This is a genomic window from Mitsuokella apri, from assembly GCF_051886055.1.
Lineage (GTDB): Bacteria > Bacillota > Negativicutes > Selenomonadales > Selenomonadaceae > Mitsuokella.
The window spans coordinates 1-14,125 of record NZ_JBJEXT010000015.1 but is presented as its reverse complement, the minus strand read 5'-3'; the positions used below and the strand labels follow the sequence as shown (position 1 = coordinate 14,125).

Below are 14,125 nucleotides of genomic sequence, written 5' to 3'. Positions count from 1 at the left end.
TGAAACTCCTGCTGGAAAACATGGCCTTGCAGCTCAAGAACCATAAGCCGCTGGATGGTACGATCCTGCATGATATTGCCGTCAAGCTCCAAGAGACGCAGCAGAATACGAAGAATCTCGACCAGAGCGATACGGCGGCAAAACTACTGCAAAGTACCATCCTGCGAGACATGAATCGCTATGATGATGATACCAATGACTATGATCCAAAGGAACAGGCAAAGGCCATTGGGGACACCTATGCTTCCTATGCGAATGCCGCAGCGGATTCCCAGAAGGACGCAGAGGAAGTCAGCAAGACCGTGGATGAGCTGCTGGAGGCAGCCAATCAGGCAGAGGGCGACATGCAGATCCAGCAGATCAAGAGCCAGCTTTCTGGCCTGGAAGAGAGCGAGAAAGCACGGCAGAATGCGTTGCTGGCACAGCTCGCGCAGCTCCGTGCTATCGACCAGAAAATCCAGACAAACGACGACCTGGCCTATTATCGGCAAGTCAGAGATGCAGAACTGCACGTCCAGGATCCATATCATCCTACGGATAGAGAGAAGCAGCAGTATCAGCAGCCGGAAGGCCGTGGTTGGGTGGATTTCAAATGATAAAAGGAGAAACCGACAATGCGGCGTGCGCCATGTAATTAGTGACCAATATCACTAAGTTTTATTGAGTGGAAACTTGCTTGTAAGCAGAAATTTTCTTATCCGTGTAGCGAACGACATTTTTTATGACCAGTTTTTGAACAGCACGAATTAAAGTCGCCATAAAGGTGTAATCTGGAATGCCGTCTTTGATTGGCAGAGAAATATTCAGTTCATCGGCATCTTTGGCGTAGAAATTTTTTGCATAGCTGAACTTACCTGTATGGGCAGCTTTGTGGATAGCACTTGTAACAAAGATCGAGGCATATTTTGGCAGATTTTCCGTATGGACAACGGCTACATGATCGTCTGCGCCGTATTCGTAGTTGCGATATTTAGCAGAGCCAAACATATCGATTGTGGTTGTATTCTTGGGGAATATCTCGACGTGGTTGCCAATATGTGCGGAGATGCCTTCGTTTGCTTCGCCTGCTGTTACAAAAATCAATTTTCCCGGGACGCGGTCTGCACTTTTCAAGCGCTTGCCGCGTGTCGATTTTCCATATAGTTTCTCCAAATTGAAGGTACCCCAAACTGTTTTATCAAATTGATAAATAATATCAATTTCGGGGGGGGTCAGATGATAATCTGTCAGGCCGCTTGCCGTCAGGTAAGCGGCCAGTTCGCGTATACGCTCCTCTTCGAGTTCGCGTATAAATGTTTCCATGAAAGTGTAATCGATTTCGCCAGTATTTGTGATGGGAAGTTTTATTTTTATATCTAGACTTTGAGAACTTCTGAGTTTTTTTCCATAAGAAAATTTCCCATGTAGTGAACGGTTTATCGCAATTGTAAAGAAAAGCATGGTTTCCTTTGAGAAGTTTTTCTCTGTATTCCAATAGACACCAGTATCATCTCCTGCACCAAATTGATAGCCACGATAAAATGCGTTTCCAAAAATATCTACAGTTATTGAATTTGCAGGAAATGTGGCGACAGGGTTGGATATATAGCCTACAACACCTGTATTCGTTGTCCCGGACATGACAAATGGAATATTGCCAGGTAACTGATCATCCTTTTTTAGACGGCGTCCTTGTACGACCTTATTAAAGACTTGGCTAATAGAGAAATTGCCCCACTTGACCGCTTTTAGCTTTTTGCCAAGTGGGGCGCTCATTTTCCCAGGCGTTGTTCACCCTCGGCATCATTCTTTAGAATGTTACTGACTTCCCAGGCGAGGTAATCGCCCACGGTTTTCTTAAAATCATCAAGCGTTGGACGCGTATCTATGGGAGCGCTTTGATTCCAGTCGTCGCCTTTTGCCGGATCAATCGTACCTTCGTAGTAGTCCGTCTCTTTTAAGTAGTGCAATTTTTTTTTGCCGAATTTTACGAGGTTCACGACTTCTGTGTAACGCTCCTTGGCATGGTCAGTATCGCGCAGATTCGTACTCGCTTTTTTTCGGTTCGTGCGGGTGTAGCCGTCATTGGTGAAGTCAATGAATTTTACTACACTGTCTGCCTCGTGCGGCAGTCCGACTTGGAAGACATAGATATTTGTCTGGACACTTGATTTGCCGACGAAAAGATCCAGCGGCATCTTAATGCTGGCAAGGAGCGTTGAATGCTTGAGGATTTCTTGGTTGTACGTTGTTGCCTTGCCGCTTCCTGCGCTGTTCTGAATGATGATGGCGGCGTAGCCGGAGTGCATCATTGAGAGAGCCTTTTCTACAAAAACCATGCCGTTGCCACTGGCAGAATAGGGAGGATTCAGTACAAAGGCCGTTGCGGGGAATTTGTCATTAGTATGGACAAAACCGTAGTTCCCCTCGAAATCCTTGAGGGAATCGCGGTTCAGAATATTGCTGGATCCGTCGCCCATTAGAATCATATTCAGAATGGCGAGCATGTAGATTTCCGGTAAGATTTCAAGCCCTAGAAGCTGGTTCGCTTTAATGTGTATGATTTTCTTTTGGAGTTCTTCGGGGCTTTTTATTTTGTTTTTGGCATCATCCATCATGATGTTCATGGAGGCGACGAGCAGACCAGCACTACCCGTAGCGAAATCCCATACGTAGCTGTCCATGTTGACGCGGGCGAGCCTGGCGAGCAAGTCTGCCACATAGGTTGGCGTAAGTACGACATCATTTAGCTTATCCTGCGTAAAGCCAAGCCAGTTGTACATTTCATTGAAGAGTTTTCCAGTAAAGTCCGTGGTCAGCCCAATCTTATAGTAGAGGCCCAGGTCGTCAATGACTTTTGAGAAAACGCGTTTGAGTTGGGTTTCTCCGTTGATTGGTTTATTGATATTGCTGTTGGTCAGCAATTTTTCTGAAAAGCTTTCGATGATGAGGTTCTTTTTGTCTTCAGGGACATTCTTTTCGCTCAGGAAGGTGTCAATCTTGCGAAGCATGATATCGCCATCGCGATTTCCCTTTTCCGTGCTGCACTTAAGATCGCTCTTTTCTAGGGGCCGGACTTTTCCTTTGATGCCGAGATTGGCGATAATAGAGGCAGCCACCAAATAAACGCGTGCAGATTCGCCAAGGCCATGTTCGTTTTTGTAGATATCGTTGTTGAGCTTGACGAGTCTCGATGTGATTTCCGTTTCGCGCTCTTCTTTTGCCAAGAGGTGTGCTTCTTGTGTCAGGTTCAGTGATTGCAGCTTTTCAACAAAGGCGTCAAAATTCTCTTTTTTTAAAAAGGAAAAATCGGTATAGTCACCTGCTTTTTGGCCAAAGGCAAAGTTTTTGCCGGATACATAATAAACGCCGATTTCATGCTGAAGTATCCCACCTTCGTCTTCATATCCAGTCATGCCGATGGCGATGACATGCTCATAGCTTGTATATTGAAGAAGGGCTTTGGCGTAATGAATGGCCCCATTTACAGCATAGCTGTTGATGGTTTTGTAGTCGTCATCATTATTGCTTTTTTTCAGTATGGGAATGCCGTTGGCATTCAATTTTGCGAGTTTGTCTTTATAACCCTTGTATTCAATTAGAACTGGGTAGTAGTCCAGATTAGAATCTTGGAGCAGGAGCTTGCAATCTGGACGATTACCTCCTTTACCGCCTGACTTTGAAGCATATTCGCTGAGAGCGTTGTCTATTTCATCATTGAGGCTTCCCTGCTCGAGTTTGTAGTCGAGATGATATGTTTTCAGCCAGCCATTCCCGAGGTCGGCGATTTGCGGTTCTACGGACTGTTTTTTCGACATTCTATGTTCTTCCTTCCAAATTTTGATAAAGAACGATATCAAATCAGGATTATTATATCATATCCAGATTTATTTTATCGTTCGGAATAAATAATCTTCTAATGCTTGCATATTCGCATAGAGAGGAGCTGTTCCCGTGATGTGATTAGAAAGAATAACCTCACTTTTCTTTAAATCGTTACGTCGTACCAAGCTTGAATAGTTGGAAAGCTCAATGCCGTTTTGATTTCTTCTTGCAATATAGATGTTATCTTTTCGATCCATGAAATCAAGAATCTCTGCATAATGAGTCGTGAAAATCAAACATGCACCACGAGGGTTGATTTTTGGATTTTTGAAGATGTCCGTAATCATATGAATCAACTCCTTGTTCATATGATTTTCCAATTCATCAACAATAAGATACCCGCCGGTTTCAAGGACATTTTTTATCAGGAACAGGATATCCTTTCCTTTTATGGTGCCAGACGAAATGATGTTATCCAGTACGAACGGGGAATAAACCACCCTGGATTTCTTATCACCTCTGAACCTGATTGTATACACAATCCCATCATCGGAGTCTTTGGCATTGAATTCATCCAGCATTGGATCGAAGGCATGAAGGATTGCCGGATCAGTTGCACCTCTTGCTACCGATATATTCACATTGGTGAATAAAATGAGCTGCTGTAAAGAGGTATCTGCATCCCTGGTAATAGAAAGCGAAATACTGGTATCTGGCAACATCATTGCAAGTGTTTCCTTTGAGATAGTGGATCTTTGCATAAATTGGCATTTTTGTTTGCCGGAATCACAGGTATCATATCGGAATGGATCATCTTTCGACCGGATATCCTGCAAACTTTTTCCAGACAAAAATTCATCTTTGTAATAAAGGCGATCTGCGTCTGCGTTATCCTTCTTTATACCGATGATAGAACGGAGTTGCCAGCACATATTGTCACAGATGAATGTGATAGTGATTTCTGTGCCGTCACGTAACAATTCTTTTCCTAAAAGGTTTTTATCATTCAATGTAGCATTGTTCAATACAATGGACATCGCAAAGAAAAGCAGCTTTAACGATGACGTTTTCCCAGAGGCATTAATGCCAATGATAGCTTCAAGTTTTTGCGTATAAATGGAGCGTTGAATGGGGAAGACTTGCGTTTTATCTGTAACACGATCGGACGCCATGAAGTTAAAAGAGAATGTACCGTTTTCATAAAGCGGTAGGTTGCGATACTCTACCTTTAAGATGCGAATAGTCTTCATGCTGATACCTCCCGATAATATTTTATCATATTTTACACACATAAACAAGCATTGCGTTTATATGTGTATGCCGAGAGAAAGTTGACAGAGAACCTTTCCTGTACTATAATAAAAGTAAGCCAATAATATACAGAATATTCTGTATATTATTGGCAGGGAAAGTTGAAAAAAAGCGGTGGTTCATGAAATGTGGCAGAACTTACCCTGTACCTATAGAGGTTTTTCTACTATAGGAGGGATTGGGATGATTAATCGCAATACGATGCTGATTGAGAATCATCGCTTTTGGACAGAGCTTCGGGGCAACAAGGGACGGTACCTGGATTTTCTGGGGACGATGGCCAAATATCACAAGTACAATCTGATGCAGCAGGCTAACCTGTTCTTCCATGCTCCATCCGCAGCAACGGCAGTTGCTCCGCTGGAGGTATGGCAGAAACTGGGGCATCCTGTGAGAGAACATGCACGTGCCATCCCCATCTTGACGGGAGAACGCAACCGGGAAACCATCTCGTATGTCTATGACATGCGGGATACGGAAGGGTATCAGGAAGGGCAGACTGTTCTGTGGAAATTGGACGAGAACGCGGATCGTCCCTATCTGGAGCAGTGCTTTCCGGGAGAGGCTACCGCAAGCATTCAGGAACGCGTCCTCAGCAAGTGCCGCCAGCTTGCAGAAGGGTCGCCGGTTGAGAATCCGGAATTGGTGGTTCTTAGCACCGCGTATGTGGTACTGACGCGGATGGGATATGACACGGACGCTGTTGTTGGCCTTCCGCTTCTGCAACTTCCCTGGCAGGATATCCATCCGGATGAAGCATTGGCCGCCGTGAACCAATTCAGCCAGCAGCTGCTGAATCCAATCGGCAAATACATTCGAGACAAGGAGAGAGAACATCATGAGCAGCAAGACGAACATCGACGTGGAAACAAAGTACTTCGGGGGGATGGCGTCCATCCGTCGCCATTATCTGAGGGAAGTGAAGCCGGAATTGTGGAAGGAACTGGTGGAGAGCGGGGAAGCAGCAGCGTATCTGGAACGGTTCGAGGAGGAGTATTCGGAGAAGTTCAGCCGGATGGAAAACAGGATGCTGGAGAAGGAGGGAATTATGGGGCATCCGGCACCGGGGATGGACTGGTACACGTGGATGACCCGCTGCACCCAGATCCACGAGCAGGTGAGGGAGATTCTTTCGGCGGAGATCCAGTCGTAACCGAAGGAAGCCGGGACGGAACGCAGGAGACTCAGCCAGAATCGTCTGATGCGATTGATTGGTCGGCCATCGACTATGAAGCAGATCTTTCCAGCGTGAGCGGCAAGCGCAAGGTATTCCAGCGCAACCTGGCTGCGATCCGTGTCATGAAGCAGTTGCAAGAAGAAGACCGGTCTGCCACGCCGGAAGAGCAACGCTTGCTGAAAAGCTATGCTGGTTTTGGCGGCTTGCCGGAGGCATTTGATGAATTCAACACGTCATGGAAGAAGGAGTACCAGGCATTGCGTGCCGAGCTGAGTGACAGTGAATTCACGTCTGCTCGCGGCAGTGTGCTGAATGCGCATTTCACCAGCCCGATGATCGTGCAGCAAATTTACGGTGCTTTGGAGAAGATGGGCTTCCAGCAAGGCAACATCCTGGAACCTGCCGCAGGCTCCGGACGGTTCTTTGATTCCATGCCGGATGATATGCGCAAGAACAGCCATGTCTTTGGCGTGGAGCTGGATGATCTCACCAGTCGCATCACGGCCAAAGCATACCCGGATGTCACCATGAGCAATCAGGGCTTTGAAACGACTTCCTTCTCGAATGACTCATTTGACCTGGCAATCAGCAATGTGCCATTTGGAAACTACCAGGTAGCAAGCGACTTGTCCCATCGTGCCGACAATTTCCTGATCCATGATTACTTCCTGGCCAAGATGCTGGATGACGTGCGCCCCGGCGGCCTGGTCGTGGCCATGACCTCAAAAGGGACAATGGACAAGAAGGATGCAAGAGTCCGGGAGTACCTGGCACGCCGCGCAGAGCTTGTCACGGCGATCCGCCTGCCCAATACAGCCTTTCAAGAAGCGGGGACATCTGCCACAACGGATATCCTGATCTTGAAGAAACGAGAGCAGGTACTGGACAAGGATGCCGAACTTCCAACCTGGGCGCATCGCTTTACCAATAATTACAATCTGTACTGGGATGAACATCCGGAGGCTGTCATGGGGACATTGAAGCATGAGACTGGCCCTTATGGCCCGGAACTCACGTGCGTCCCTAATCCGGACATGCCGCTTGAGCAGCAGCTCCAGACATTTATCCAGTCCATCCCGCAGGTATATCAGCCTGCGGATGTGCCGTTGCCGGTTCCTGTGCAGGAGCAGCAGTATGGGCGCACGCGGCCCTATGGCATTTTCTATGAAGATGGAGATCTCATCCATTATGCCGCAACTGGTACGCATGAGAAGTTGGATGTCACGCCGAAACAGGCGCAGAAAATCCTCTCTGCCATTCATCTGCGGGATGCAACGTATGGACTGCTGGAAGCAGAGAAGAACGGTTGCTCTCAGGTAGACCTGGCAGGCTTGCAGCGCAAACTGAACGCCTTGTACGATGATCATGTAGATCGGTATGGAAGAATCCAGGGGGACAAAGAACTGGAAAAACTCTTCCGTGAAGATCCCTCATATCCGCTTCTTCGCTCCCTGGAAGTCTATGACGGAAAGGTGTTCCAGCGGAAGACTGACCTCTTCTACAAGCGAACCATCAAGCCTGACGTTGCACCGACTCATGCGGATACGGCAGAAGATGCCTTGAAAATCTCCATGCAGGAAAAAGGACGTGTAGACCTTCCCTACATGGCAGGATTGACCGGCGATTCGACGGAATCCTTGGTTGACAGCCTGGAATATACCAGTATCTACTATGACGCAGAGAAGAAGGAGTATCAGCTGGCAGATGAATATCTGAGCGGTGATATCCGTCACAAGATTGCGTTCCTTACCGAAGAGAAAGCGCAGCTGTCGAGCAAACTTGCACAAAAGACAGCAGATCTCTTGTATCCGGATTGGAACGCATATGCATGGAAGCCTCGCAATGGCTGGGAGCAGCGGTTCCTGAGAGCGGCGCAAGAAGGAAACAGGATTTACTCCTATACCTTGAGGCTGACTGATCGGGACTATTTGGAAGAACATAAAGAAGAGCGAGAATTTGCAGCCATGGTCGCTGGCGTCATGGACAGCAATGCCTTTGTCGTACCGCGCTTCCAGGAAGATCCGCTCTTTGCCTTGGAAGCCATGCGGTATGGTAAGCCAATCTGCCGCACGACCAAGGGGGAACAGGTTCTGAGAGACATCCTGCAAGAGATGGATCTGTCGAAGGAGGCAATGACCGACATAGGGTGCGGCCATCTTACCCCGCAGAGTGTCATGGCAGTAGAATTTCTCCGGGAACGCCTCGGCGGGTATCCTGCTGACGATGCAGCAGAGCAGAAGCTGTTCCTGGATCGTCTGCGGGAAGAATGGGATGCCTACCAGGTGGAAAAGCAGAATGCCAGAGATGCCCTGCGGCAGGATCTCAAGCAGGGCGATATGCAGTCCATGGTCAGGCAGATGGAACGCCTAGACAAGAATCTGGAGGTACTGGAAGCCGTGAAGCCGAAAGACCTTACAGCGGAGGAAATCCATGCCACGCTTGGAACAACGTGGATCCAGCCCGAATACATCCAGGACTTCTTGGTTGATACGATGTCGTTGTCGTATTCAGAGGAAGAAAAACTGGATGTGCAATATTCTCCTGTCACAGGGAAATGGCACATTGATGGCAAGAATGTCTCGGATAATGCCAAGGTCAACAAGACCTACGGCACCGAATTTATCAATGCGCTGAATCTCTGCGAGCTGGCCTTGAACCTCAAGCAGCCGAAAGTCTATCAGACGGTCATTGAAGACGGAGAGGAAAAGCGGCGCGTCGATCAGGAACGCACCGTACAGGCACAGCTCAAGATGGATGACCTCCGGCAAGCGTTCGAGAAATGGCTCTGGAAAGATGAAGACCGCAAGAAGTCCCTTGTTGACTATTACAACCGCCATTTCAACAACATCCGGCCTCGTGAGTACAATGGCTCTTATCTGACTTTCCCCGGCATGGCAGCGGATATCCAGCTCCGGCCCCATCAGAAGGATGCAATTGCCCACACCTTGTACGGCGGCAATACGCTCCTGGCGCATTGTGTCGGTGCAGGAAAGACCTATGAGATGGTAGCCAGTGCCATGGAATCCAAGCGTCTGGGCATTGCCCATAAGCCCATGATTGTTGTGCCGAAACATCTGACAGAACAGACGGGCGCAGAATTCATGCGACTCTATCCGGGGGCAAAGATCTTGGTTGCCAGCAAGAAAGATTTCGAGGAGAAAAACCGGAAGGAATTCTGCGCCAAGATTGCTACGCAGAACTGGGATGCCGTCATCCTGGGCTACACGCAGTTCCAGAAGATTCCTCTGAGCCGCGAACGGCAGCAGGCCATCCTGAATCAGCAGGTGGCGGAGCTGACGGAAGAACTTCAGGAAGCACGCGGCGACGCAATGGGCAAGCCTACTTTCACAGTCAAGCAGATAGAAGCCAAGAGGAAAGAGCTGGTGGCCCGCCTGACAAAGCTGGAGAAGAACGAAGAAAAGGATGATACCATCACGTTTGAAGAGCTGGGCGTAGACCGGCTGTACGTGGATGAGGCACATTACTTCAAGAACCTTTACACGACGACTAAGATGTCGAACGTCGCGGGTGTACAGACCTCTGATGCGCAGAAATCAACCGATCTGTACGAGAAGTGCCAGTATCTCAACGAAGTCACGCATGGCAAGGGCATCATCTTTGCTACGGGTACACCGGTATCCAACAGTATGACGGAACTCTTCACCTTGCAGCGTTACTTGCAGCCGGATCGCTTGCGTCAGGAAGGACTGAACCATTTTGATGATTGGGCGTCTACCTTCGGACAGACTGTCCTGTCTACCGAGATCAGCCCGGAGGGTAAAGGCTTCCGAGAAAAAACACGGTTCGCGAAATTCTACAACCTGCCGGAACTCATGAGCATGTTCAAGGAAATTGCTGACATCAAGACGCCGGACATGATTCATCTGGACGTTCCAGACTGTGAGTATGTCGTTGAGAAGCTGCCGCCGTCGTCCGAACAGAAGGCGATGGTCGATAAGCTGGCGGATCGTGCGAAGCTTGTCCGGGATGGACGTGTTCTGCCGCAGGATGACAACATGCTCAAGATCACGAACGAAGGCCGCAAATTAGCTCTGGACAGCCGCATCCTGAATCCTGAGCTGCCAGATAATCCGGACAGCAAGGTAAATCGCTGCGTGCAGAATGTTCTCCAGATTTATCAGGATACAAGCAAGCAGCAGTCCACGCAGCTGATCTTCTGCGACCAGTCTACGCCGAACAAGGAGGGACGCTTCAACGTCTATGATGATATTCGCGCGAAGCTGATTGCCCAAGGCGTGAAGCCAGAAGAGATTGCCTACATTCATGACGCGAATACAGATAAGGCAAAAGAAGCACTGTTTGAGAAAGTCCGCCAGGGCAAGGTGCGTATCCTGCTCGGTTCCACCGACAAGATGGGCGTCGGGACAAATGTGCAGGATCGGCTGATTGCGACACACGACTTGGATGTCCCGTGGCGTCCGGCTGATCTGGAACAGCGGCGTGGCCGCATTATCCGCCAGGGCAATCAGAATCAGCGAGTCAAAGTCTTCCGTTATGTCACGGAAGGAACGTTTGACGCATATATGTGGCAGCTGATCGAGAACAAGCAGCGGTTCATCTCTCAGATCATGACCTCGAAGGCACCGTCCCGTGAGGCAGAAGACTGCGATGAACTGACGCTCTCGTATTCAGAGATCAAGGCTTGTGCGACAGGCAATCCGCTCATCAAGGAGAAAATGGATGTCGACAATGACATCCAGCGGCTCAAGATGGCAAAATCGGAGTACCTGGAAGCGCGTGCTGACCTGACGGAGAAATGCCAGATTGAGTATCCAAAGCAGATCCGGATGTGCAAGGAAATCATCGAGAGGCTGGAAGATACGAAGATGCTGACCGATGGAGCTGCCATGCGTGACGCCGATGGTAAAGAACTCTTCAGCCTGGAACTGAACGGGAAAATCTACACGAAGCCATCCGAAGCCAATGCCGCTTTGGAAAAAGCTGCCGTTGGTGATCTGAACCGCGTTCAGGGTCATTTCAAGGGGATGCGCTTTGCCATGGTCATGGACTACGACACCAATACGCCGAACATTGTCTTGATGCATAAGGTCTCGTTCCGGGTGCCGGTAGCGGATTCCCGTATGTCGGTAACGGTGCGCCGGATGGAGGAGGCCATCAAGAACTTGAGCAGCAAGATCGGCTATCACAAGGAACAGCTGGTGCAGCTGGAACACAATCTTGCTGTGGCAAAAGAAGAGTTGCAGAAGCCCTTCGACAAGGAAGCACTCTTGCAGGAGAAGCTGGCCCGGTCTGCTGAACTGGAGAAGCTCTTGAAAGATGTTGGCGAACCGGCGCAGGAAGAAGCCTCTAAACGGTTGGCACGCATCACAGACTGCCTGACTGAAAATGGCTCGATCAAAGAATCTTTCCTGAAAGCTCCGGCGCAGGATGCCGCAGAGCGTGCCTTCTTGTTCATGGCCTGCTTCCAACTCATCCGGCAGGAACGCCAAAAACATCCGGATGATTTTTCCGTGGCAAAGGTCGCGTGGAACGAAGACTTTGACCGTCAATGTGCCGTCCATATGATCCAGAAGGGGATAGCGGCAGATCAGATTGCTGATACCATTGCCAAATTGTCACCGTCCATGCCGGACTCCGCAACGGTAGCAGAAGAGGTAGACACCTTGATGCGCGAGAATGCAGCATGTGCCGACCGTGACAGCCGCTGAGATGTCCATGATGGACATCTCAGCCATCAAGCCGTTCCTTGTATTTGAATCGGGGATGTGGTACAATCAAGACAGAAATAGCGGCCGATGTTCGCGCGTCGGACCCGCCGTTCAGTTTTTTAGACTTTGGGACGTTCCGAGCTTAAACGTAGATCAGTTAGTGCTACTTAAGTAGCGCAAGGATCGCCACAAGTACCTGCAAAAAAGCCAGCACTAGGGCTACTTTTTCGTAAGTCGTCATGGGCATCACCTCCCCGCGAACGGGGAACCGACCATCGACCGCCGAGAATAGTATACCATGGTGCTGGCTTTTTTGCTATCTCTGACATAGTCAATTCAATATTCTCTTGATTTCCTCCAGTAACTATCTTATAATGATAGTTACTGGAGGAAATGTTATGATACAGACAACAGAAGCCTTGCTGTTCCAATTGGAACAGCAAGGCTATCGCAATCCGCAAACCAAGATTCAGCGTCTTGTCCGCGAGAAGAAGTTGATCCCTGTTCGGCGGGGGCTTTATGAAACGGATCTGCATGTCGAGCCATATCTTCTGGCAGGTGTAATCTATGGGCCGTCTTATGTATCGTTTGCTTCGGCACTTTCTGTGTATGGTATGATTCCAGAGCGGGTCTATGCCTGCACTTCCGCCACGCAACATAAGAACCGCCGCAAGGAATACCATACGCCGTTCGGAACATTCCTTTATCAGGATGTCCCAGCATCTGTATATCCGTATGGCGTGATCTGGAAGACGGATGGGAAAGCATACAGCTACCAGATTGCCACTCCGGAGAAGGCCCTCTGCGATATGCTCTATATACAGAAGCCTCCGGTCTATTCTGTAAAGAAGCTGGAGTATCTGCTGTTTGCCGACCTGCGGATTGATGAGGAAGAATTCTCTAAGCTGAATCGGGAAGATTTGCAGTTCCTTTGTCCGAAATATCATAAAGCGACATTGACGCAGCTTTCCTTATTTTTGAATCAGGAAGGACAATGAGTATGATGAGCAGCATACAATCGATGTTGGAACGATACCAGCCCAAAAACGCAGAGGCATACCGCAACGCCTTGAAAGAAATCGTGCAGGAAATCGCTTTGTACGGCATGAGTAAAAGCGGATTCTTTCAGAAGGGTGCATTTTATGGAGGGACTGCCTTGCGGATTTTCTACGGACTACATCGTTTTTCTGAGGACATGGACTTTTCTTTGATGTATCCGGATCCATCTTTTGCATTATCCGACTATCTGCCAGCCGTTGAAGAGGAGCTGTCTGCGGTTGGCCTCAAGATGCGGGTGGAGCAAAAGAATAAAACAAAGGTGACCAATATCCAGTCTGCCTTCATCAAAGGCGGCACTCTGATCCAGATCATCAGCATTCAGCAGACGGATGAGGTGCTGATTCCTGGCATTCATAAGCAGGAGCAGTTGAAGATCAAGCTGGAAGTTAACACAAACCCGCCACCAGGGGCAGGGGTTGAGCTTCGGTATGCCTTGCGGCCCGTTCCCTATGCAGTACGTCTTTATGATAAGCCGTCGCTTTTTGCCGGAAAGATACATGCGGTACTCTGCCGGAACTGGACGCAAAGGATAAAAGGACGTGATCTTTATGATTATATTTGGTATCTATCACAGGGTACGCCCGCTAACTTGTTTCATTTGCAGAAGCGTCTGGAGCAGTCGGAGCGATGGGATGCCTCCAAGCGATTGACGCTACAAGATGCAAAGGAACTGCTCAAAGACCGTTTTTCTCAATTGGATTTTGAAGCAGCAAAGAAGGATGTCATCCCCTTTCTGGCGGATACATCCGAACTAGAGCTTTGGAATCAGGCTTTCTTTCAAGCAATCACGGAGAATCTAACGGCGAGTACGCCAATGGAACAAGAACGGACGCGTTGAGACAGGATGTCCATCATGGACATCCTCATCATTCATAAAAAATCCACTTGCAATCATCCTGATAGGATGTTGCAGGTGGATTTTTTATTTCTACCAGAGCTTGAGGTGAAAAAAAGCGGCGGCTCCCTGCATTGGCCAATCCCTATAATGGGCATAGATTCATAGAAAGAGGTGAGCAGGATGCTGTATTCCGTAAGCGCTTAACCATCAGGTGTATAACATAAAATTATCCCGGCTGCGTCAGCA

At 48.7% G+C, this 14,125-nt stretch carries 7 protein-coding genes and 1 pseudogene; 5 read left to right on the top strand and 3 right to left on the bottom strand.

The annotated features are described in order from the left end of the window. Positions 1-596, top strand: a pseudogene (locus ACI4OH_RS01680) (hypothetical protein); the annotation flags it as partial. Between the two features lie 61 nt (positions 597-657). On the opposite strand, the gene ACI4OH_RS01675 reads toward ACI4OH_RS01680, so the two are convergent. The 3 genes from ACI4OH_RS01675 to ACI4OH_RS01665 form a co-directional block, all read right to left on the bottom strand. Beyond that, positions 658-1,755, bottom strand: a complete 1,098-nt coding sequence (locus ACI4OH_RS01675) for a restriction endonuclease subunit S (RefSeq protein ID WP_439784029.1) — start codon at positions 1,753-1,755, stop codon at positions 658-660. Next, positions 1,752-3,797, bottom strand: a complete 2,046-nt coding sequence (locus tag ACI4OH_RS01670) for an HsdM family class I SAM-dependent methyltransferase (RefSeq protein ID WP_337508653.1) — start codon at positions 3,795-3,797, stop codon at positions 1,752-1,754. Before ACI4OH_RS01670 ends, ACI4OH_RS01675 begins: the two co-directional genes overlap by 4 nt. A 69-nt stretch (positions 3,798-3,866) precedes the next feature. Continuing rightward, positions 3,867-5,054 (bottom strand): AAA family ATPase, encoded by a 1,188-nt coding sequence (locus ACI4OH_RS01665; RefSeq protein ID WP_337572184.1) that lies wholly within the window; start codon positions 5,052-5,054, stop codon positions 3,867-3,869. Positions 5,055-5,953: 899 nt separating this feature from the next. Here ACI4OH_RS01665 and ACI4OH_RS01660 point away from each other — a divergent pair. The 4 genes from ACI4OH_RS01660 (at position 5,954) to ACI4OH_RS01645 (ending at position 13,879) form a co-directional block, all read left to right on the top strand. Next, a complete protein-coding gene (locus tag ACI4OH_RS01660; protein WP_439784028.1) occupies positions 5,954-6,268 on the top strand; it encodes a TnpV protein in 315 nt (104 codons plus the stop codon). Next, the gene (locus tag ACI4OH_RS01655) at positions 6,199-11,982 is read left to right on the top strand and encodes a helicase-like domain-containing protein (RefSeq protein WP_439784027.1); all 5,784 of its coding nucleotides are present in this window, start codon (positions 6,199-6,201) and stop codon (positions 11,980-11,982) included. The genes ACI4OH_RS01660 and ACI4OH_RS01655 overlap by 70 nt, the downstream gene beginning before the upstream one ends. Before the next feature lie 398 nt (positions 11,983-12,380). Next, on the top strand, positions 12,381-12,980 hold the full coding sequence (locus ACI4OH_RS01650; protein ID WP_439784026.1) for a type IV toxin-antitoxin system AbiEi family antitoxin domain-containing protein: 600 nt from the start codon (positions 12,381-12,383) through the stop codon (positions 12,978-12,980). 2 nt (positions 12,981-12,982) lie between these two features. Continuing rightward, the gene (locus tag ACI4OH_RS01645; protein WP_439784025.1) at positions 12,983-13,879 is read left to right on the top strand and encodes a nucleotidyl transferase AbiEii/AbiGii toxin family protein; all 897 of its coding nucleotides are present in this window, start codon (positions 12,983-12,985) and stop codon (positions 13,877-13,879) included. Positions 13,880-14,125: the final 246 nt, after the last annotated feature.